The organism is Flavobacterium sp. MDT1-60, assembly GCF_014844035.1.
Classification (GTDB): Bacteria; Bacteroidota; Bacteroidia; order Flavobacteriales; family Flavobacteriaceae; genus Flavobacterium.
This window is the reverse complement of record NZ_CP062159.1, coordinates 3,070,319-3,093,384: the sequence shown is the minus strand read 5'-3', so window position 1 is coordinate 3,093,384 and position 23,066 is coordinate 3,070,319. Positions and strand designations below refer to the sequence as shown.

General features: G+C 34.9%; 13 protein-coding genes. 6 read left to right on the top strand and 7 right to left on the bottom strand.

Annotated features, from left to right (window positions below):
• Window positions 1–36 precede the first annotated feature (36 nt).
• From IHE43_RS12905 to IHE43_RS12890, 4 genes are all read left to right on the top strand, one after another.
• Entirely contained in the window at window positions 37–2,490 is a 2,454-nt protein-coding gene (locus tag IHE43_RS12905) for an alpha/beta hydrolase-fold protein (protein ID WP_225585092.1), read from the top strand.
• A 165-nt stretch (window positions 2,491–2,655) separates the two neighbouring features.
• Window positions 2,656–3,660 carry an isoaspartyl peptidase/L-asparaginase family protein gene (locus tag IHE43_RS12900; protein WP_192184261.1) on the top strand — a complete coding sequence of 335 codons (1,005 nt, stop codon included), beginning with the start codon at window positions 2,656–2,658 and terminating at the stop codon, window positions 3,658–3,660.
• A gap of 33 nt (window positions 3,661–3,693) precedes the next feature.
• Window positions 3,694–5,142, top strand: a complete 1,449-nt coding sequence (locus IHE43_RS12895; protein WP_192184260.1) for an alpha-L-fucosidase — start codon at window positions 3,694–3,696, stop codon at window positions 5,140–5,142.
• Window positions 5,143–5,157: 15 nt separating this feature from the next.
• Window positions 5,158–7,281, top strand: a complete 2,124-nt coding sequence (locus IHE43_RS12890) for an alpha-L-fucosidase (RefSeq protein WP_192184259.1) — start codon at window positions 5,158–5,160, stop codon at window positions 7,279–7,281.
• Between the two features lie 205 nt (window positions 7,282–7,486).
• On the opposite strand, the gene IHE43_RS12885 is transcribed toward IHE43_RS12890, so the two are convergent.
• The 7 genes from IHE43_RS12885 to IHE43_RS12855 all read right to left on the bottom strand — a co-directional run bounded on the left by IHE43_RS12885 (window position 7,487) and on the right by IHE43_RS12855 (window position 20,632).
• Entirely contained in the window at window positions 7,487–9,721 is a 2,235-nt protein-coding gene (locus tag IHE43_RS12885; RefSeq protein ID WP_192184258.1) for a GH92 family glycosyl hydrolase, read from the bottom strand.
• Between the two features lie 31 nt (window positions 9,722–9,752).
• Window positions 9,753–12,074, bottom strand: a complete 2,322-nt coding sequence (locus IHE43_RS12880) for a beta-N-acetylhexosaminidase (protein WP_192184257.1) — start codon at window positions 12,072–12,074, stop codon at window positions 9,753–9,755.
• 4 nt (window positions 12,075–12,078) lie between these two features.
• The gene (locus tag IHE43_RS12875; RefSeq protein WP_225585090.1) at window positions 12,079–15,102 is read right to left on the bottom strand and encodes a glycoside hydrolase family 2 TIM barrel-domain containing protein; all 3,024 of its coding nucleotides are present in this window, start codon (window positions 15,100–15,102) and stop codon (window positions 12,079–12,081) included.
• A gap of 342 nt (window positions 15,103–15,444) precedes the next feature.
• Window positions 15,445–16,527 carry a putative glycoside hydrolase gene (locus tag IHE43_RS12870; protein WP_192184256.1) on the bottom strand — a complete coding sequence of 361 codons (1,083 nt, stop codon included), beginning with the start codon at window positions 16,525–16,527 and terminating at the stop codon, window positions 15,445–15,447.
• Window positions 16,528–16,533: 6 nt separating this feature from the next.
• On the bottom strand, window positions 16,534–17,601 hold the full coding sequence (locus IHE43_RS12865; RefSeq protein ID WP_192184255.1) for a carbohydrate-binding family 9-like protein: 1,068 nt from the start codon (window positions 17,599–17,601) through the stop codon (window positions 16,534–16,536).
• A 7-nt stretch (window positions 17,602–17,608) separates the two neighbouring features.
• Window positions 17,609–18,574, bottom strand: coding sequence for a glycoside hydrolase family 130 protein (locus IHE43_RS12860; RefSeq protein WP_305038513.1), 966 nt, complete (start codon window positions 18,572–18,574; stop codon window positions 17,609–17,611).
• Window positions 18,575–18,754: 180 nt separating this feature from the next.
• Entirely contained in the window at window positions 18,755–20,632 is a 1,878-nt protein-coding gene (locus tag IHE43_RS12855; protein WP_192184254.1) for a sodium:solute symporter family protein, read from the bottom strand.
• Between the two features lie 429 nt (window positions 20,633–21,061).
• On the opposite strand from IHE43_RS12855, the gene IHE43_RS12850 reads away from it, so the two are divergent.
• The gene (locus tag IHE43_RS12850) at window positions 21,062–22,120 is read left to right on the top strand and encodes a sensor histidine kinase (RefSeq protein WP_192184253.1); all 1,059 of its coding nucleotides are present in this window, start codon (window positions 21,062–21,064) and stop codon (window positions 22,118–22,120) included.
• Between the two features lie 62 nt (window positions 22,121–22,182).
• Window positions 22,183–22,896, top strand: a complete 714-nt coding sequence (locus tag IHE43_RS12845; protein WP_192184252.1) for a LytTR family DNA-binding domain-containing protein — start codon at window positions 22,183–22,185, stop codon at window positions 22,894–22,896.
• Window positions 22,897–23,066: the final 170 nt, after the last annotated feature.

Genomic DNA, 23,066 nt, shown 5'->3' with positions numbered 1-23,066 from the left:
AAATTGGAATAAAATAAAAAAATTATACCCGAAAAAATGAAAAAAGGACTCTTGATTTTCTTGATTATGTCATGCATAAATTCGATTGCACAGACAAAAACGACCGGAAATGTTGTAGAATATTTTGGAAAAGAAAAAATCGTTAGTACAGCCGAAGGAAATGTTTTATATCAATTTATAAATGGATTTACACTGCAAACCGAAAATAAAACAGGAACCCTTTTTAATGGACAAGATCCTATAGCCTGGCAATATGCGGTTGGTAAATTTGTAAATCCGAATAAAAAAAAAGGAGACTGGCAGGAAATCAATGTAGACTCTGCAAAAGTTTTCAGCGGAAAGCCTATGAGATCAGCTTTTCTTTATACCCAATATACTGCTTCAAAAGAACAAATTGTTCTCTTAGAAACTACGGGAGGCACACGTACTTATATAAACGGTCTGCCGCATGAAGGTGATCATTATGATTTTGGATATTCTTTGATTCCTTTTAAACTCCGAAAAGGCGTAAATGAATTTATTTATACCAAAGGTCGTTTTGGTCGTGTGAAATCAAAAATTATTGTTCCTTCAAAAAGCATTCAGTTTACCAAACGTGATTTGACACTTCCTGACGTTATTAATGGCGAAAAAGATGAGAAATGGGCTTCCGTTCGTGTAATCAACGCGACTGAAAAAGAGTTGAAAAATCTTGTAATCACAGCTACTTTATCAAGCGGAGAAAAAGCTACTTATGCAACAGATGCCATCATGCCTATGTTTGTCAGAAAAGTAAAATTTAAAGTTCCGGCTGCAAAAGCCGATTTTACAGGAGAATTAAAAATGGAAATAACACTTGCAAATAAAAATGGAAAAGTAATCGACAAAACAGAAATCACAATCCAACAACGATCTGCGACTGTTCATCATGAACGAACTTTTGTAAGTAAAGTTGATAACAGTGTTCAATATTATAGTATCGCCCCGGCATTGAGCACTGGACCAAAAGCATTGGTTCTTTCTGTTCACGGTGCTTCGGTCGAAGCCAGAAATCAGGCAAGAGCCTACAAACAAAAAGATTGGGTCCATATTGTCGCCGCTACAAATCGTCGTCCTTTTGGTTTTAACTGGGAAGATTGGGGAAGAATTGATGCGCTGGAAGTTTTAGCCGAAGCCAAAAAAGTTTTTAATACTATTCCGGCCCAAACCTATTTAAGTGGTCACTCCATGGGCGGACACGGCACCTGGTTTCTGGGAACAACCTATCCTGGTAAATTTGCAGCCATTGCTCCTTGTGCCTCCTACCCTGACATTTCAATGTACGGATTTGATAAAGGCGATGAAATGCATGATATGTTCAAAGCATTTGAACCAATCAAACGTTCGGCTAATTCTGGCCGTGTTAAAAGTATTGTTCAAAACCTAAAACAAACAGGAGTTTATATGCTGCATGGCGATGCCGATTCGACTGTTCCGATTTCGCAAGTGCGGGAAATGCGCCAGATTTTAGGCACTTTTCATCCTAACTTTTGTTATTATGAATATCTTGGTGGCGAACATTGGTATGGTGATCATTCGGTTGATTGGTTTCCGATATTTGAATTCTTCAAACGTCAAACGATTCCAACCAATAAAGAAGTTAAAGAAATTGATTTTCACACCGCAACTCCGGCAGTTTCTTCAACTGATTACTGGATCAAATTACAACAGCAGATTCACCCTTTTGATTTTTCTAATATCAATGCAAAAATTGATAAACAGCAAATTAACATCAAAACGGTAAATGTTTCGATAATGGAACTTGATTTGGCTTCTTTAGATTTAAAAGGAGAAATTACATTAAATATTGATGATCAGCTTGTAAAAACAACTTCAGATAAAAAAGCTATTCTGAATTTAAAAGATGGTAAATGGGCTTTCATAAACGAAATCAACACAGCTGAAAAATATGCTGAACGTCAGGGCGGATTCAAGTTTGCCTTCGATAATAATGTCGTTTTTGTATATGCGACAGGTGGTTCCGAATCAGATCGTGAATGGTATTTAAACAGAGCCCGTTTTGACGCAGAAACTTTTTATTACAGAGGAAATGGAAGTATCGATGTGATTGCAGACAAAGAATTTTCATTAGAAAAATACAAAGACAGAAACGTGGTAATTTATGGAAATGCATCAAACAACAGCGCCTGGAAATTACTATTGAAAAATGCTCCAATTCAGATTGACAATCAACAAATAAGAGTTGGTGATAAAGTGTTAAAAGGAGATGATTTGGCTGCCTATTTTGTAGTTCCAAGAAAAGACAGTAAAACAGCCATGGTAGGCGTTGTTGCCGGAACTTCAGAAAAAGGAATGAAAGCAACCTGGGCAAACAATTATATTTCCGGAATTACAGGTTTTCCCGATGTTATGATTTTTAAAGCTAATTTGCTTTTGAATGGATTGCCAGATATGAAAGTGAGTGGCTTCTTTGATAATAACTGGTCAACCAAAACGTTAGAGTTTTTTTAATTTAAAAAACAAAAGGCAAATCCAGAGAGAAAGGATTTTCTATTGAAATTTTAAAGAAAACAAAAAGTACAAAATAGTGTAGCAAATTATTTTACTAATACGATTTAGTAATTAAATAAAAACACTTATTTTTAACAACAAAAGCAAAATAAAAAGATACAACATATGAACAATCGTAGAAATTTTCTAAAAACCGCTGCAATGGCTTCGGCTGCTGTGGCGCTGAGCTCTTTCACTGGGAAATCAGAAGAAGACGAAGATCACAATACTCTTTCCGCCGGAAAAATAAGAAAACCAATTGTACTCTCTACCTGGAATTTTGGTTTAAAGGCCAATGAAGCTGCCTGGGAAGTATTAAAAAAAGGTGGGCGCGCCCTGGATGCTGTAGAGGCAGGAGTTAAAATTCCGGAAGGTGATCCAACAGAAAGAAGTGTTGGGTATGGAGGAAGACCTGACAGAGACGGACGCGTAACTTTAGACGCCTGCATCATGGACGAAATGTCTAATATTGGTTCTGTAGGTTGTCTGGAATTTATTAAACATCCTATTTCTGTTGCGCGTGCTGTGATGGAAAAAACACCACACGTAATGTTAGTTGGCGATGGAGCACTTCAATTTGCTTTAGCACAAGGTTTTCCAAAAGAAAATCTATTAGTTCCCGATTCTGAAAGAGAATGGAAAGAATGGCTAAAAACTTCGGAATACAAACCAATTGCTAATATTGAAAATCATGATACCATCGGAATGATTGCTTTAGATGCTGATGGAAATCTTTCAGGAGCTTGTACTACTAGCGGAATGGCTTTCAAAATGCACGGCCGTTTAGGAGACTCTCCTATTATTGGTGCTGGTTTATATGTAGATAACGAAATTGGTGCCGCAACTGCAACGGGTCACGGTGAAGAAGTAATTAGAATTTCAGGAAGTCATTTGGTTGTTGAATTGATGCGTCAGGGAAAATCTCCTCAAAAAGCATGTGAAGAAGCCGTTATGAGAGTCGTGAAACTGATGAAAAACAGAAACAAAGATTTAAAAGATATTCAGGTTGGATTTATTGCTTTGAACAAAAAAGGGGATTACGGTTCTTATTGCGTACAGAGTGGTTTTAACTATGCTGTTTATGACGAAACCGGGAACAAGTTGATCAATCCTGAGTTTTACATAAAGTAATCGAAAACAAGTACTCATTAAAAAGATATAAAAATGAAAAATAGATTCAAATTATTATATACAGCATTTGTCTGTGCCAGTGCACTTTCAGTTCATGCACAGGGCGATTTCAGTATGAAAGCTGACAAATCAGAAGAAGCGGGTTATGTGTGGACAAAAGATCCTTTAGTAAAAGCTAATCTGGACAAATGGCAGGGTTACAAATTTGGAGTACTAATTCACATGGGACTTTATTCTCAGTTGGGAATTGTAGAATCCTGGGGCCTGGCTCCGGAAGATTGGGTCACCAGAGACGGCTATGACGATTATTACAAATATGCTACGGATTACAGAAATACCAAATTTAAATTAAATCCGACGAATTTAAACTCTGAAAAATGGGCCAAAATGTTCAAAAATGCCGGAGCAAAATATATGATTTTTACATCGAAACATCACGATGGATTCTGTATGTATGATTCTAAATTTACAGATTTTAAAATCACCAATCCGAAATTGCCGTATGCTAAAAATCCTAAAGCCGATGTCTTAAAAGACGTTTTGGATGCTTCAAGAAAAGAAGGACTGGCAGTGGGCGTTTATTTCTCAAAACCGGACTGGACTACAGAGAACTTTTGGTGGTCGTATTATCCTCCAAAAGACAGAAACCCTACTTACGATATCCAAAAATTCCCGGAAAGATGGCAAAGTTATGTACAATACACACAAAATCAGTTGAACGAATTGACTACCAATTATGGAAAAGTTGATATTCTCTGGCTGGATGGCTGTTGGGTTCGACCGTTATCAACTATCAATAAAAAAGTAGAAGATTTTTGTAAATATCCTTATGATATGGATATCAACATGAAATTAATATCCGAAACAGCCCGCAAAAAACAACCCGGAATGTTGGTTGTAGATCGTTGGGTTCCGAGCGAATATGAGAATTATTTAACGCCTGAGCAAAAAACGCCAGAGAAACCATTAAGTGTGCCTTGGGAAAGTTGTATTACTCTTGGAGGAGCCTGGGGATGGGTGCCAAACGACAATTACAAATCTTCAAAAGAAGTAATTCAATTGATGACCAGTATAGTGGTAAAAGGGGGAAATCTATTATTAGGTGTTGGACCAGATGCTAAAGGAGAATTTGATCCAAAAATTGAAACAACTTTAGCTAACGTTGGAAAATGGTTATCAGTAAATGGTGAAGCTATTTACGATACTAAACCTGTTGCCCCATATTTAGATGGAAAAGTTGGTTATACACAGAAAGGAAAGTCGATTTACGGAATTTATATGCCTGCCAAAGACGAAAAAGAATTACCGGCGGAAATCAGCATCAAAACTGATATTAAAGGAAATTTAAAAGCTTCTTTACTGAACAACAAACAAAAATTGACCAGTAAAAAAGTGAATGACGGAATCGTTGTCACCATCCCAAAAGAATTGAGAACTTCATTAGCCAATCAGGAAGCGGTGGTCATTAAAATAACGCAATAATTGATATAAGATCAAATGAAAAAACTAGTATTAACTTTCTTAGGATGTTTTGTCTTTTTGTCAATTTCGGCACAGAGAGTTGGCCCTCCGGCTCCTTATGGGGCTTTGCCAACTGAACCGCAATTGCGTTGGCAGGAATTGGAACAATATGTTTTGGTGCATTTTACGCCAACCACTTTTCAGAATAAAGAATGGGGATATGGCGATGCCGATCCTAAAATTTTTAATCCTGCAAAATTTGATGCGAGCCAAATTGTGAACGCTGCCAAAGATGGTGGTTTTAAAGGTGTAATTTTTGTGGCCAAACATCATGACGGGTTTTGTTTATGGCCAACGAAAACAACAGCTTACAACATTAGTGCAAGCCCTTTTCGTAATGGAAAAGGTGACATGGTAAAAGAATTTGAAGTTGCAGCACGTAAGGCCGGAATGAAATTCGGGCTCTATTGCTCACCTTGGGATCGAAACAATGAAGATTATGGAAAACCTGAATATGTAGAAAAATACCGAAATCAGTTAAGAGAATTGTATTCCAATTATGGCAACTTATTCATTACCTGGTTTGATGGTGCAAATGGCGGCGACGGTTATTATGGCGGTAAAAACGAGAAAAGAAGCATTGACCGATCTACGTATTACGGCTGGGATAAAACCTGGGGAATATCTCATGAATTACAACCCGGAGCTGTTATTTTTGCTGATAATGGCGATGTGCGCTGGGTTGGAAATGAAAGAGGTTTTGCTAATGAAACTTCCTGGGCAACTTTTACTCCAGAACCAATAGCGGGCAAAGCAGTAGCTGTTCCCGGAGAAACAGATTCGGAGAAAGCTCAGGGCGGAACACGAAACGGTAAGTTCTGGAAACCAGCTGAATGTGATGTACCTCTTAGAAATGGCTGGTTTTATCATGCCAATGAAGACAATAATGTAAAATCAGTTTCGGAGTTATTCGAAATTTACTTAAAATCTGTTGGAAGAGGCGCTGGTATGGATATTGGAATTGCACCAAATACTGACGGTGTATTACATCAAAATGATGTTAAGGCTTTGAAAGATTTCGGTGATTTTCTGAAGAAATTATTTACAGATAATCTTGCACAATCGGCTGTGATTACGGCTTCGGAAATTCGAGGTGAAAATCAAATATTTTTCGGAACCAAAAATCTTACTGATAACGACCGTTATTCATATTGGGCAACCAGTGATGAAGTAAAAAAAGCAACCCTGACTTTAGAATGGAAAACAGCACAAACGTTTAATATCATTCGTTTAAGAGAAAACATCAAATTGGGTCAACGCATTGAAAAAATCGAAATTGATGCTTTTATCAATGGAATTTGGAAAAAAGTAGGCGAAGCTACCAGTATTGGTGCCAACCGATTGGTCCGTTTACCAAATTATATCACAACTTCAAAATTGAGAATTAGTATTAAAGAATCTCCAGTTTGTATTGCTTTAAGCGATGTCGGTGTGTTTAGGGAGCCTGAACATTTAGCACTTCCAAAAATTAAAAGAGATAAAGATGGGAATGTTTCTATCACTACTGAAACACCCGTACACCAAATCCGTTATACAATTGACGGAACAGAACCTACTGTACAATCTCCAATTTATGTAAGTCCATTTCCATTTTTAACCTCAGGTGATGTGAAAGTAAAATCATTTGGAACAGACATGAAATCAAGTGAAACTGTAGTTCAAGCCTTCAATGTTTACAAAAAAGACTGGAAAATAGTTACCGCTAGTTTTGAAAATGAGGAAAAGGAAAAAGCATTAAACGCTATTGATGAAAATACTGAAACTTTTTGGAGTACGGCTGATAATACGTCCTTAACGCCTTTACCACAATCCATGGTTATTGATATGGGACAAGAAATGGAAATCACATCTTTATCGTACTTGCCTCGTCAAAATGGAACGGGTGGAATTGTAAAAAATTACCAATGGGAAGTAAGTACAGATAATATCACCTGGAAAACTGTTGCAGAAGGTGAATTTGCTAATATCAAAAGTAATCCGGTGGAGCAAAACATCACTTTAAAAGCATCGGCGAAAGCCAGATATATTAAATTCATTGGAAAGACCAGTGTAGATGGAAAATATATTACTGTTGCTGAAATTGGTGTAAAAACGAAATAATCCTGTTTCTTTTACATAGTTAGATAAAGACAAAAAAGTCCATTCGCCGCAGCGAATGGACTTTTTTTTAAGATTCTAAGTGGCTAAGCTTAAATTCGTTATTCGTTATTCGTTATTCGTTATTCGTTATTCGTTATTCGTTATTCGTTATTCGTTATTTTTTATTTTTTATTCTATTTTCTTTATTCTATATTCTTTATTCTTATTATTCCTGAATCACTTTCAAGGTAGTTCCATTTACAAAATCATCATGTGAAATAAAGAAACTATTCAGGCTTTTTCCATTTAACTGAATGTCTTTAACTTTTCCATCAGTATTGATTTCTCGCTGAATTACGATATTTTCTTTCTTGTAATATCTTGGATCTAATTGAATCGTTATTTTATCAAACATTGGCGTTGTAATGGTATAAATTGGATCTCCGGGTGATATTGGATAGAATCCCATCATAGAATACACCAGCCAGGCCGACATAGTTCCTGTATCGTCGTTTCCGGGTAATCCTTTTGGTTCATTCTTGAAATATGCTGCCACTAATTTCTTTACCATATCCTGACTCTTCCACTCCTCACCTTTTATGTAATTGAATAAATAAGGATAAGCAATATCCGGCTCGTTTGCCATATCAAATTGTTTGCTATCAAAAACTTTTTGCAATTGATCAGAGAAAGGTTTATCACCGCCCATTAATTTTATCAATCCCCTGATATCGTGTGGTACCATAAAAGCGTATTGCCACGCATTACCTTCAATAAAGCCAACATTGGCCTGAAAATTAGCTCCTGCTTCAGGATCAAAAGGTTCATACCATTTATCGGTAGCAGTTCTTGGTCGAAGTAATTTTAAATCTTTGTCATATAATTTTCGGTACGATAAGGAACGTTTACTAAAACGCTTAAAATCTTCTTTTTCACCTAAAGCTTTCGCTAAAAGTGAAATCGCATAATCTGAAGTATTATATTCTAACGTTGTAGAAACAGGTCCAGGATAATTGGTTGATAAATATCCTTTGTCGAGATATTCTTTAAGCCCGGGACGCAAGGGATTATCTTCAATTTGATCTGCACCTTTTAACATGGCATGGTAGGCTTTGTAAATATCAAAATCCTGAATTCCTTTTAAGCAGGCATCTACAATAACTATACTTGCAGGATCGCCAACCATTGTAAAGGTTTCTGTTGAATTTAATTCCCATTTTGGTAACCAGCCGTTTTCATCATACATTTCCAACATGCTTTTTATCATATCCGATTGTTGCTTAGGATAAACCAAAGAAGTTAACGGATGCATGTTTCGATACGTATCCCACAAAGAAAATACTGTATAACGTGTATCTGCAGTTTTTCCAATCTTAGTTCTTTTTATTCGGGGATATTCTCCATTACTATCATTTAAAGTATTAGGATGAATTAAAGTGTGATACAATGCCGTATAAAAAATAACTTTATCCTGATAGGAACCACCTTCAACTAAAATTTTAGAAAGTTCCTTATTCCATTCATCATACGTTTCTTTATAAACAGTGTCAAATGATTTACCTCCGGTTTCTTTTTCTAAATTCTCACGGGCATTTTCAATACTAACATAAGAAACTCCAATTTTAACTTCAACTGTTTCTTTTTTATCAAATTCATACGTAAAATAAGTTCCGATACTATCTCCAACAACTGTTTTAATGGTATTTTTCATCATTCGGGTTTTACCATTGTACCCCATCCATTGTGCTTCTACACCTTCATATTTTGGTGTTTTTTTCCAAACTCCATAATGGTTCGCCGGTTTTGAAAATTTAGCTACAAAATAAACCGGATATGCTTCTTCAGGACTATTATAACAAAACGAACCAACAGTACGCATTCCTTCTATTTCTGTTGGAGAAACCACTTTTACCATCGCTCCTTCTTCATTTGTCAATCCTAAACCAAGATTCAGTAAAATATTAGATTGTCCTTTTGGAAAAGTAAATTTACTTACTCCTACTCTTTTCGAAGCCGTAAATTCTCCCTTAACTTTATATTTATCAATATTTACGCTATAATAAGCCGTTTTGGCCACTTCATTAGAATAAGTAGAACCATATTTCATATGATTGGTTTCAACCGCTCCGGTCGTCGGCATTAGCAAGAGCACACCCAAATCAGGACAACCTACACCGCTTAAATTCACCTGACTAAATCCGGTTAAAAATGTATTTTCATTTACATAAGGATTAGACAGCCATTGACTGTCTTTTTCTAAAGGTCGGTTTTTAGATCCCGCTACATTAAACGGACTAATACTTGCCATTCCTCTTGGTGCGATTGGTCCCGGAGATGTAGCACCATAATTTGAAGTGCCTATAAACGGATTCACAAGATCTGCGGGCTGCTGCCCAAAAATACTTATGCTAAAAAACAGCATGTAAAAAAAACATGCTGTTTGGATTGTTGTATTTCTCATTTCTTTTTTAGCTATTATTACTTCAGCTACTCTAATTCACTACTATTTCATCTACAAATAACCATGAACTATCGCCCTTTGGACTTTTTCTTAAGTTAACTGCAATTATTTTTACAAATCTCGCATTTTGTTTTTGAAAATCAATTTTAAAATCTTTTAATTCTGAAATTGGATTTGCCGCATAAGCACGGCTCACTTTTCCAACTTCTTTATAATTGATACTATCATTTGAAACCAACACTTTTATTTGTGTAGGAAAATTAATTCCCGCTCCCTGACTTTCCAGTGTTCCAACCGATACCTGCTGTATGCTTTCTTGTTTTTCAAGATCAATTACAATTTCCATATCATTGACTAACCAGGCCTGCCATTGTCCATCGTGAAAATTTTTAGAACCGCGAATTGTATTTACCATTCCAAAAGGTCCATCGCCTTTGTAATTTTCATTGTATGGCGTAAGGTAACTTACTTTATGCGCCACCGCTTTATGAAAAACTATCGTATCCGTAAATGTTTTTCCAACTGGCTTGTCATTTTGAAATAAGGAGGCTTTTAGAATCGTTGTTTCGTTAAACGGAATTGGATTGGTATATTTTAAAGCCTGTTGATCTAATGGTTTATTGCCAATAACATAGCGAATATCCGGATTTGGGAATTCATTTTTTAGTGTAATATTAATTTGTTTATGAGCTAAATCTGCACTTGAAGAAGCCGTTACTAAATAAGCACTTTTTGCATAATTGATACCTAAATAATTGTAACGCTGAAATAATGAAGCTAATCTTGTAGTAAAATCATTCCAGTTGCGACTTTCTTTTGGACTCCATAAAACTTCAGATAAAGCAGCCAGTCTCGGGAAAATCATATATTCTGAAGCACTTGGATTTGAAAGATGTTCTGCCCATAAATTCGCTTGTCCACCTAAAACATGTTTTGCCTGCTCCGGTGCCATAGTAGGTACAACAGGATCAAATTCGTAAACTTTGTTTAATGGGTTATATGCATCAAAAGCCAAAGGTTCTTCATTTTGAGGCCCCTGATAAAAATTAAAATAACAAGGTGATTCCGGTGTCATAATAACATCATGACCTTGTTCTGCCGCTTCAATGCCCCCATTGGTTCCTCTCCAGCTCATTACAGTTGCATCAGGAGCCAGACCGCCTTCTAATATTTCATCCCAGCCAATTATCTTTTTGCCTTTAGAATTGATGTATTTCTCCATTCTTTTTACAAAATAGCTTTGCAGTTCATGGGTGTTTTTCAAACCATTTTCCTGCATTCTTTTTTGACAATGCGGACATTTTTCCCAATTGGTCTTAGTTGCTTCATCACCTCCAATATGAATGTATTTTGAAGGAAAAATGGTGATTACTTCGTCTATTACATTTTGCAAAAATTCAAAAGTAGTTTCTTTTCCGGCACAATAAATATCAGTAATTGGCCATAAACCTCCTGACGGAACTCCAATACGCTGATCAAAACAAGCCAGTTCCGGATAAGCGGCAATTGCACTGCTTACGTGTGCCGGCATTTCGATTTCAGGAATAATTTCAACGTTTTTTGATGCCGCATATTTTACGATTTCTTTTAATTCTTCCTGAGTTAGAAATCCTCCATAAGTTCCTTTTTCGTCTGGATTTGTGGTAAGTCTCGCATTCCATGACAAATTCTCCTGATCGACCCTCCAGGCACCAACTTCGGTTAATTTTGGATATTTTTTAATTTCAATTCTCCATCCCTGATCATCAACCAAATGCAAATGCAAAACATTCATTTTGTGCATGGCCAAACGATCTATCGTAGCCAGAATATAATTTTTATCGAAGAAATGACGTGACAAATCCAACATTAAACCTCTCCATTGAAAACGCGGTTTATCATTGATAACCACACTCGGAATTTGCCATTTTTGCTTTGCTATCACATTTTTACTTTCGATAACTACCGGAAGCAACTGTCGAATACTTTCCAATCCGTAAATAAAACCTGCCTGTCCTTTGGCGGTAATGGTAATGAATTTAGAATTTACATCTAGTACATACGCTTCTTTCTCTAAAGTTTCATCCACTTTAAATTGTACATAATTGCTATTCGGAGTCGCGGTAGATACTTCAGGACGAAATCCTCCTGCTTTTTCAAATTTATTTATAAGAGCATTTGAAATTTCCTTTTGAAAATCAGTAACAGCTATAAATTTTGTGCTTTTAGAAAATTCAAACACACCTTTGTTAATTACTAACTGCGTTGGTTTCGGAATAATTTTAATGTCTTTTTCCGTGTAGACTTTTTGACTGTAACCCGCAGTTAAAACGGTTAAGAAGATTAAGACAAATAATGGTTTTAATGTTCTCATACTATTATTTTAAAGATGGTGTAATTTTAAATTGATACTGATAAATTTTGTCTTTCAAAAGATATTTTTCCATTGGCCACGCTTGCCAGCTATCAATACCTCCCACTCCCATTTGTTTGTAATCGATCTTTAAACTGGTTAAATCTCTTTCTTTTAATTCGGCTGCGTGTCTTTGATCTTTTTTCAATCCGTCATCTAAATCTTCGTTTAGATAATGTAAAGCTGTTATTGACAACAAATCATCTGATTTTACAGTTAACTTCAATTTGTCGTTTGATAATTCAAGCCAACGAACATCTGTTTTATTTCCTGTTTCCTGCGGGCGAATATAAGGATAATATTGCTCTGAAACCGTTTGATTATAAAGACCGACTTGCGAACTGTAATTACGGTCGATATAATTTTCATGGGGTCCTCTTCCATAATAACTCATATTGTTAAAATCTTTCGGAACAATTATTTCCATACCAAATCTTGGCAGCATTGGCTGTTCTTTTGCTTTATCAATATTGATTTGCTCTTTCACGCTTAATTCTCCACTGCCGCTAAGTTCGTAATTCAAAACTAATTTTGAAGCAACCTGAGGTAAATCATATGTTGCGGTAACACTAATTTTATTGTCTTTAGATACGGTATAAGCCCAATTTACAAGCATCGGATTTTCTGTTGCGTCTTTCCATGCTTTTAATTTTTCCTGAAGATAGGCCCCAAAATCATTGTCGTTTGGCGCTCTCCATAAATTAGGACGCAATTGATAGCCTTCTTTTATAATTGGCTGATTTTGGAATGAATAACCACTTATGAATCCCGTTTTTTTATCAAAAGCAATCTCCGTTTTATCACTTTTAAATACGGTACTTTTTTCTTTTTTCTCTACCATTATTTTTGAACCGCCTTCGATTTTAATATCGTTTTTCCAGCTTCCTTTAAATGCCAATTGATCTGTTGCAATCTGAAAATCTTTTGGTAAAAACGGTTCGTCTTGTTTTATATGATAAGTCAAATTTATAAAAGCTTCCTGAAACTGTTTTCCATCTAAATTAACAGGTAATTTATACGATTTTGATTCATTAGATTTTATTTCTAAATTATCAATAACACCACTTTCGACCTCTTTTCCATCCAAAATTAATTCCCAATGCAAACTTACATTACTTAAATCTTTAAATGAAAATTCATTGTAAACTTTTATAGTTGCAGTCTCTTTATTTTCCCACGTAGTAAGAATATTTTGATACACATTTCGCACTTCAAAAGCATGCGGATTTGGCTCTCTTTCTACAGTAAAAACTCCGTTGTTTACAAAGTTGTTGTCATTTTTCATGTCTTTGGGACCAAAATCTCCACCATACGCCAAAATTCGGGTTCCGTCAGCAGTTGTTTTATAAACCGACTGATCAATCATATCCCAAATAAAACCTCCCTGTAAATTTGGATATTTTCGAATGATATCCCAATAATCTTTAAAATTCCCCATCGAATTCCCCATCGCATGTGCGTATTCACACAAAATATATGGTCTTGACGGATTTGGGTTTGCCAATATATATTCTTCCATTTTATCAGGTGAACTGTACATTGGATCGATAATATCAGAATTCCATTCGTACTTCAAATCTTTTCCATCCCATGCTCCGGCTGTAGCTCTTTCGTACTGAATTGGTCTTGATTTATCGCGATTTTTAATCCACAAATAACCTCGGTAAAAATTGTAACCGTTACCCGCTTCATTCCCCATACTCCAGATAATTATAGAAGTATGGTTTTTATCCCTTTCTACCATACGCTGCATACGCTGTAAGTGCGCCAGCTCCCAATCTGGTTTATTACCTAAGGTTTTGGTAATATCATAACCCATTCCGTGTGATTCTATGTTGGCTTCATCAACCACATAAATTCCATATTTATCGCATAATTCATAAATATATTCATCGTTTGGATAGTGCGACATTCTCACCGCATTGATATTAAATTCTTTCATGATCTTAATATCCTGTTCCATGCGCTCTCTTGAAATTGTTTGCCCCGTTACCGGATCAACTTCATGACGGTTTACTCCTTTTATATAAATGGCTTTTCCGTTTACTAAAAGCTGTCCACCTTTGATTTCTACTTTTCTAAAACCAACATTTTGGTTAATTACCTCTATTAAAGTTCCTTTTTTATCTTTTAAAAGAAAAGATACCTGATATAAATTCGGAATTTCGGCGCTCCATTTTTTAGGATTATTTACAGCAAAATCGAACGTTTGTTTTTCGCTTAAAGCGGAAATCACTTTTGAGGTAATGATTTTATCTCCGTCTTTTAATTGAACCTCTAAAGTATAATTGTCTTTTTGATTTAAATTTGAAAATTCAGTTGAAATTTTCAAGCTTCCATTCACATAAGAAGGATCTAAATCCGGAATAATTTCATAATCTTTTAAATGGGTTTTATTTCTCGCAACTAAATAAGAATCACGTGTAATTCCGCTCATTCTCCACATATCCTGACATTCTAAATACGAACCGTCATTCCATTTCATTACCTGCAAAACGATCGTGTTTTTACCGGTTTTTACATATTTGTTTAGGTTAAATTCAGAAGGCAGTTTTCCATCTTCGCCATAACCCACATAAACACCATTTACCCAAACGGTAAGGTTTGATTTTGCTGCACCAACATGCAGAAAAATGTCTTTTCCTTCCCAGGATTTATCAATGGTAACTTCTCTTCTGTAAACTCCGGTTGGATTAAATTTTGTTGGAACAAACGGCGGATTTGGTGCCATTAAATAATCAAAATCATAAGTGGTATTTACATAAACCGGATAGCCATAACCATTTACATCCCAGCTTGCCGGAATTTTAAAATTATCCCATGACTGGTCGTTAAAATTACTTTTTTCAAATTCCTTCGGAAGATCTGCCGGGCTGTCAACATATTTAAATTTCCATGCTCCGTTGATATCCAAATAGTTTTTTGATGATTTCCAGTCGTTATTGGCTGCTGATTTTTCATTCTCAAAAACATAATAGGCCGCGTGCATCGGCTCTCTATTATCTTCATTGATTTTTTCATTTTGCCAAAAAGGAGTACTTTCCTGCGCCTGAACAGAAAATATAGAAACTATTGTGAGTGTGGCTATGAATACAGTTTTTTTTCATTATTTAATTTTTATTCTTGTGTGCTGAATCTTAAATTTTATTTCTTCAAAAAAAATAGTATAACACCCTCTTTACTCACAAAGAATGAATCCTATCTCAATAAAAACAAACAGAACCACAATTACTATCATGGTTCCTGCAAATATATAAAGTTACTTTTGATCAAAATCCGAATATCTACACTAACCAAAAATTGCAGACATCCGGATTTGATAAAAAAACCACTAATTTTTTAAACTTGCTTTTGTTTCCTTAATTGTTTTCAGATTGCTTTCAGATAAAGCACCACCATCAAAAAAAGAAACTCCTACAGCACCATTTTCTTTTGCTAATAAAATGGCTTCTTTTAATTCCTTGTCCGATTTTAATCCCGGAATATAAATTCCCGTATTAATTTTCGTTTGTTTGCCTTGTAAATCGGCTACACCTTGTTTTGTTGCATAGCCAACCCAGTCAATTTCTTCGTCATAGAAACTATGATAAATCATTGGATATACTTCATCAATATCCCATTTATCCCAACGCTGACGTACCATATGATCTGCCATTTCAGGATAAGGAAATACGGCTGCTGTTAGTTTTTTATTGTGTTTGTGTACAATTTTGTAAGCGTCATTAACTACAGCTTGTATCGCATTAAGTCTGAAGTTTTTCCACTCCATATCAATAGAAGTATTATGGCTCGTTTTTGGATTTTTATGATGGATTTTTTCAAACGCTTTCACACATTCATCACAATAACAAAAATCAAACTGAGGCAATTCTACATCCTGAACCAAGTTGTATTTTGGCAATAAACTGATTGGTAAAAAGATGTCCGGGAAACGAATGTAATCTAAGTGAACGCTTTCGATTCCTTCTACTTTTGCCAGTTCTTCAACTAAATGTAAAACGTGCTCTCTTGATTCTTTTCTTGTTGGACATAACCATTGATAATAATCTACATAAGGACGGTTATCAAAACAAGATTTTCCTTCTTTACTTACCTGATACCAATCCGGATGTTGCAAAGCAATTGAATCTCCGGGTCTGTTCATCGCCATAATCCAGGCGTGCACTTTTAGTCCTTCTTTTGCTGCTAAAGGTGCTATTCTTTTTAAAAGTTTTGGATCAGTTCCTGTATTTATTAATACTTCATCAATTCCGCCATCTTTGTATTTTTTGAATTCTTTTTTGTAATCTGCATCAGATTTTTTAGCGTCTGCGGTTGTCCAGACTCCAAATTTAAAAGTGGTTTGTTCTTCTTTTTTTGCACATGAAAAAATACTTAGTGCCAATAAAAAAAGTAATAATTTTGGTAATTTCATAGTGGTTTATTTTGATATTATTTTGCCGTCTTCTTCTATAATTAAAGTGTTATTAGAAAAGGGACTTTTTACTGAAATATTAAATCCGGAGGCATGATTTTCAAGTACTGGTTTTAATACTTTTCCATCAACAACAATCGGTTTTTTAGTAAGATCTGTTACCGATTTTGCCCAGGTTTTATGCTTTCCGTGATATTCTTTCTGCGCGCGGTAAAGTGTGTACAATTCCCATTTTACTTTTTCATCCTTCGGAATTGCAAAACTGTCTTTTCCTTCTTTAGAAGAAAAATAAACATAGCCCCATTTTTCAGGTTCATGCATGTTGATTACGCCCATTGGCGACCACACCCAATTGTATTCCGGAAGAAATTTTCCGCCAGTATCTTTCTTACGTTCATAACTGCCATTTTTAATATCGTGCTGCCAGTTTACTCTTGAGAAATTAACTCTCCAGAATTTGTCTACAGGAACATTTTGATCGAAATAAGATGTTTTATAAGATGCCCAAGGAATAGCCATTTCTAAAATCCAGCCTTCATCAGTATCATTTGGGTTATTTAAAGTTCCGTTGATTTTTACAGCCGATTTTAAACCCGGAATATTCCAGTCATTTAAAACAACTTTATCATCTTCTCTATACGGTTTTGTTAAAAATAGATCCCAAGCTGTATTTAAAGCATTAATTTCTAATTCATAATAGTTAAAAGTATCGCTGTCGGGATCTATGAAAACTTCAAAATCATTGTTATAAAAAATAATGGTATCACGTTGTTTTAGATTAGCCCAAACGTGCGGTTCTTCCATTTTTGCCAGTATGTAAAAGTTGGTTTCGTCCCAAAGCATTTTTACTTTGGTTGCATATTTTGGTTTTATATCATTCTCAATATCTTCAAAAAGAGCAGTCCATTCTACTTTATTCCACGAAGCATCCCTTTCCTCTCCATCAATTACAATTGGAGTTGAAGTTTTAGCAGCTACATACGTTTTTGGTACAACATCCTTTTTCGGTTGTGAATAGCCACTTATCGAAAAAACACCTAAAGCAATCGTTAACCATCTAAATTTTAAAAGCATATTTTTTCTATAAACTGTTATCTTTTGTAAACTGCACCACTTCGCTTAATTTACCAAATGCGATAGCCACAACTGTATCAGCAGCACCATAATAAACAGCTAATTTATCTTCTTCTGTATCGTGCAAAGCAGCACAAGGAAATACTACATTTGGTACATCTCCAACCATTTCATAAAGTTCCGCAGGTCCTAATAAATAAGGTTGTGTTCTGTATTTTACTTTATCCGGAGAATTGACATCTAAAAGCGCCGATCCCATTGCATAACGGAAACCGTTGCAAGTATTAATAACTCCATGATAAATCATTAGCCAGCCATCCTCTGTAAGAATCGGGATTGGTCCTGCTCCTACTTTTGTACATTGCCACGCACTATCTTCAAACGGAGTTGGCTTCATCACCAAACGGTGTTCTCCCCAATATTTCATATCCGGGCTGTAACTGATCCAAATATCTCCAAAAGGTGTATGACCATTATCACTTGGACGGCTTAACATTGCGTATTTTCCGTTAATTTTCTGTGGAAACAAAACACCATTTCTGTTGAAAGGCAAAAAGGCATTTTCACATTGGAAAAATTCTTTGAAGTCAAAAGTATATCCAATTCCGATTGTTGGTCCGTTGTATCCATTACACCATGTAATCCAGTAACGATCTTCGATAAAAACCACACGAGGATCATATTTGTATGCCGATTCGATCATTTCAGTATTACCGGACTGCATTACAATTGGTTCGTGATTAATGTCCCAATCGATTCCGTTTTTACTGAAACCAGCAAAAATATTCATTTGAACCGCTTTGTTATCACATCTAAAAACGCCCGCAAAGCCATCGCCAAATGGAACAACAGCACTGTTAAAAATACTGTTTGACGATGGTATAGCATATCTTTCTATAATAGGATTTTCAGAATATCTCCACATTACATCATTACTATTTACGGGTCTGTCTTGCCAAGGAATTGTACTCATCTTTTTTATTGTTTGTTGTTTTTTGTTTTTTATAATATAAAGCTTTGTTCTCAATCTTGTCATCCTGAGGAACGAAGGATCACACTAGAAACTCCGCAATCTAAATCGTTAATCTTTGTCGAGTTCCGTGTGTGATCCTTCGTTCCTCAGGATGACCAAACTGCGACTGTTCTATCTAGGCTAATCCTCTATTTTCCGAACTTTATCCAACCATGTAAATTTCAAGATTGTTGTAGTCACTAAAAAGACTACTAACGCTATAATCGCTTTTGGATAATCTCTGATAACGAAGAAAATCGGAAGCAAAATCATACTGGATTGCCACACAATTCCGATAACACAATTCAGCATATCTTTCCAGAAATCATTATTTTTTTCGAAAGTCTGATCTTCGATTTTTAATGTTTTATAAACCGGACTCCACCAGCCCCAAGGTCTAACATTGGTGTAGAAAGATCTTAAAACATCCATGTCTGTTGGTTTGCTTAAGAAAGTTCCTAAAAGACATCCCAAAATAGAGAAACCAAATATCACCGGAAATAAGTAAATCGCCTGCACAGCTGCCAAATCAAACAAAAATGATCCTTCTGTAAAAGTTCCTTTGTATTGTCCTAAAACAAACTGTAAAGAAGCTACAATTAATCCTGCAAACATTCCCCAGAAGTAACCCCAGCCATTAAAACGCCACCAAATCCATTTTAGAAAATTGGCTGCAACATAACCTCCGTACAAAGCGCTGGTAATCCATAAGGTTAAGGAATTAATAGAATCTGCAAAGAATCCCATAAAAACACCTAAACCCACAACTATGAAAGAAGAAATCTGGCTCACCTTTATATAATGTGCGTTTGTGGCAACCGGTTTGAAGTATTTTTTATAAATATCATTTACAATATAAGCTGGTCCTGCATTTACAAAAGCAGAGAACCCGGACATAAATGCCGCCAATAAACCGGCAAGTAAAAGTCCTTTTATTCCGACAGGAAGATATAAGTTCACCACTTTAGGCATTAGCAATTCTAAATCGGCTCCGGTTAAACCTGTATTTGCATTTAGCTCTGGTGCCAGGTTTATCAAAGCAATTACCACAATTCCGGTAATTAATAAATATCTTGGAATGAACAAAATCAAATTCGTAAAACCACTCATATAAGCCGCTTCTTTTACCGATTTTGTAGACAGAATTCTTTGTAAATCATAACTTGGTGTTGGTCCGGCAACACTGGCGAAAAAACCTTTGAATAATGTCATTCCGATAAAAGCGCCAAACATTTTATAACCTTCAGAATCAATTAAATTATTGAAAGTCTGAAACTTTTCACTCCATTGGGTTTCAAACTGCCATCCGAAGAATACATTTTTCCATTCTTCACTGATTACGGAGTTGATCTGAATATCAGTATAATTTACAAAGGCATAACCCGCGATCAAAACACTGGCAATAATCATAATTAGATATTGCACCACTTCTGTAGCTACTACAGAAAACATTCCGCCTTTAACGGTATAAATTGTTGTTAAAAAGATAATTATTAAAGCATAAGATCGCTCTGATGTCAATAGAATTAAATCTCCATACTGAAGCGTTAAATCCCAGGGAAGAATAATAGTTATGAATTTCCCAATTCCTTCAAAGAAGTAAGCAATAAAACCAATTGTAGAAATTATGGCAAAAATGGCCACAATAATATGAGATGCTTTTCCGGCTTTGTCGTTTCCAAAACGGGTTAAAATCCATTCAGAACCAGTCATTACTTTTGATCTTCTGATCCAGACCGCAAGGAACATCATCACAAAAATCTGATTCCAAATCGGCCAAAGCCACATAAACATGAAACTTTTTACTCCATATAAAAACAGGACTCCAATCATCCAGGAAGTTCCTGAAACATCAAACATTCCTGATCCGTTACTCAAACCTAAAAAATACCATTTGATTGTTTTTCCGCCAAGGAAATAATCATCTAATCCTTTTGATGCTTTTCTTGAAATCCAAATTCCTATTCCTACTGAGAGCAGAATATAGGCTACGATGATCGATACGTCAATGATATCCATTAATTTTAGTATTTATTTGTTGGTTAGTTAATTGTACTTCTTCTTTTGGTGCTTTGTGTGATTGTTATTTTGTTTGGTAATCTCTATAATAAACTAGTACTACATTGATTTTAAGATCCTCAGGAAAAACCTGTTGATGATGCGATATTGTTTCTTCGTTAACATAACTATATTGTTTTTTTATGTAAATTGATTTAGTGAAGAAAACAGGATTAAAAAAAATCATGTCGACTTTTATTTTTATACACTTTTATTTTACAACTTGCAATCAGAATTGGCAGTAAAATAAAAGACCGATTTCTTCAAATAAAAACAATCTTAATTTAACTCTAAATCTAAACAAATTTGATTTTTGGTAAAACTATTTTAGACGGACGACATATAAACGAAGATAAACATCAAAAAAAGTCACAAAAAAACACTCCTATCATGAATTTCAATTCTGGCAAACTTTATCGTATACCGTTGCGTTATCATGTCTTTTTTTGGCTTACCTACTTTTTATTTAATACTTTTCGCTGGGGAAGCTATTTCAATGATTACTGGTATTCCTTAAAAACAAATTTACTGGGTTTTCCTATTCATATGACTTTATGTTATCTGAATATTTTGATTTTTATGCCTTATCTGGTTTATAGAAAAAAGTATTTTCTGTATGTAGTTGCGATTCTATCCTCTATTTTTTTAATGGTGATTCTAAAATACAACCTTACGTACTTATTAATAGCGCATAATGTTTGGCCTGAAGGACCAGAAGTCATAAGCAAACTGACACTCAATTACAGCATTGAGATGATGATGGGAGAATTGTATGTAATCACTTTTGTGGCAGCAATTAAAATCACCTATGATCTTTTAAAAGAACAAAAAAGAGTTACGGATCTTGAAAAATCGCAACTGGAAACAGAATTGCTTTTTTTGAAATCTCAAATTTCTCCGCATTTTTTCTTTAATACGCTGAATAACATCTATTCTTTAGCTGTTGAGAAATCAAACAAAACGCCAAAAGTTGTCATAAAACTTTCTGAATTAATGCGTTATATGTTGTATGATACCAAAAGTAAAAGACAAACTTTAGAAAATGAAATATTGTGTATTCAGAATTATCTGGATCTCGAAAGGATTAGAAATGATGATCGATTAGAAATAAACATGTCAATTTCCGGTGATATCCATGATAAGGAAATTGCTCCAATAATATTATTGACCTTTATTGAAAATGCCTTTAAACATGGTGTCAACAAAAACACGGGTAAAGTTATAATTAATATTAACTTCAAAGTAAAAGGCGATTATCTGCATTTTACAATTTTCAACCCAATGCCAGAAATTACGCAACATACAGACAATTTTAACCAGTCAAGTGGCATAGGAATTGAAAATGTCAAAAAAAGACTGGAATTAGGTTATAATAAAAATGAATACAAACTTTCTTTTAAAAATAAAAAGAATATTTTTGTCGTGAAGCTTAAAATTAAAGTCGCTTAATACAAGCTTAGTTTAAGAAATACCACCAAAATTATTTCGCTCAAAAAATAATATTTATAAAGATGAGAATAAATTGTTTAATCATAGATGATGAGCCATTGGCAATTAATGTCATTAAAAATTATTTAGAGCCAATTGAAAATTTTGAGGTAATAAATACTTTTAGTAATGCGATAGAAGGTTTGAATTTTTTGAAAAACAACAATGTTGATGTCATTTTTCTGGACATCAACATGCCGGTTCTTGATGGCATCAATTTTATAAAAAGTCTTGAAAATCCACCGCTACTTATTATTACAAGTGCTTACAGCCAATTTGCTATTGAAACTTACGAATTAGATGTTTTAGATTATCTGGTAAAACCGATCGAATTTCCAAGATTAATGAAAGCTTTAAATAAAGTAAGTAAAAGGCTTGAAAATAAAAACAATATCTCGCCGGAAAGTAGCCCGGAAAGCCCTTTTATTTTTGTAAAGATTGATAAGAAAAGAATGAAGAAAATTTTCTTTAATGAAATTTTGGTCATTGAAAGCTTAAAAGACTATTTAAAGATAAACACCCTAACAGGTAAATATATTATTCACAGCACCTTATCTGATTTCACCGATTTACTTCCCGAAAGAAATTTTTTAAGAATCCACAGATCGTACACCATTGCCATTGACAAAATCGACGCCGTTGAAGGAAACAGCATTGAAATTGAAGGCCTAAGATATGTAATTGGAAGATCGTACATGGATCATGTGAAGCAAAGAATTTTGAATTCTTCGATTTAGATTTGTTATAACGCCATTTGTCATCCTGAGCGAAGTCGAAGGATCACTAGCAGCTCGACAAGATTGACGACTCTCATTGCGGTATTTCTTTGCGTTCTTTCCACTTCACTCAGATAAAGAAACAAATAACCTTTGCGTGCTTTGCGGTTAAATACCCCTACATAAAAAAA

Bases quoted from the DNA above. Each gene is read 5' to 3' on its own strand.
- IHE43_RS12905 (WP_225585092.1), top strand. From the start codon at position 37: ATGAAAAAAGGACTCTTGATTTTCTTGATTATGTCATGCATAAATTCG.
- IHE43_RS12900 (WP_192184261.1), top strand. From the start codon at position 2,656: ATGAACAATCGTAGAAATTTTCTAAAAACCGCTGCAATGGCTTCGGCT.
- IHE43_RS12895 (WP_192184260.1), top strand. From the start codon at position 3,694: ATGAAAAATAGATTCAAATTATTATATACAGCATTTGTCTGTGCCAGT.
- IHE43_RS12890 (WP_192184259.1), top strand. From the start codon at position 5,158: ATGAAAAAACTAGTATTAACTTTCTTAGGATGTTTTGTCTTTTTGTCA.
- IHE43_RS12885 (WP_192184258.1), bottom strand. From the start codon at position 9,721: ATGAGAAATACAACAATCCAAACAGCATGTTTTTTTTACATGCTGTTT.
- IHE43_RS12880 (WP_192184257.1), bottom strand. From the start codon at position 12,074: ATGAGAACATTAAAACCATTATTTGTCTTAATCTTCTTAACCGTTTTA.
- IHE43_RS12875 (WP_225585090.1), bottom strand. From the start codon at position 15,102: ATGCACGCGGCCTATTATGTTTTTGAGAATGAAAAATCAGCAGCCAAT.
- IHE43_RS12870 (WP_192184256.1), bottom strand. From the start codon at position 16,527: ATGAAATTACCAAAATTATTACTTTTTTTATTGGCACTAAGTATTTTT.
- IHE43_RS12865 (WP_192184255.1), bottom strand. From the start codon at position 17,601: ATGCTTTTAAAATTTAGATGGTTAACGATTGCTTTAGGTGTTTTTTCG.
- IHE43_RS12860 (WP_305038513.1), bottom strand. From the start codon at position 18,574: ATGAGTACAATTCCTTGGCAAGACAGACCCGTAAATAGTAATGATGTA.
- IHE43_RS12855 (WP_192184254.1), bottom strand. From the start codon at position 20,632: ATGGATATCATTGACGTATCGATCATCGTAGCCTATATTCTGCTCTCA.
- IHE43_RS12850 (WP_192184253.1), top strand. From the start codon at position 21,062: ATGAATTTCAATTCTGGCAAACTTTATCGTATACCGTTGCGTTATCAT.
- IHE43_RS12845 (WP_192184252.1), top strand. From the start codon at position 22,183: ATGAGAATAAATTGTTTAATCATAGATGATGAGCCATTGGCAATTAAT.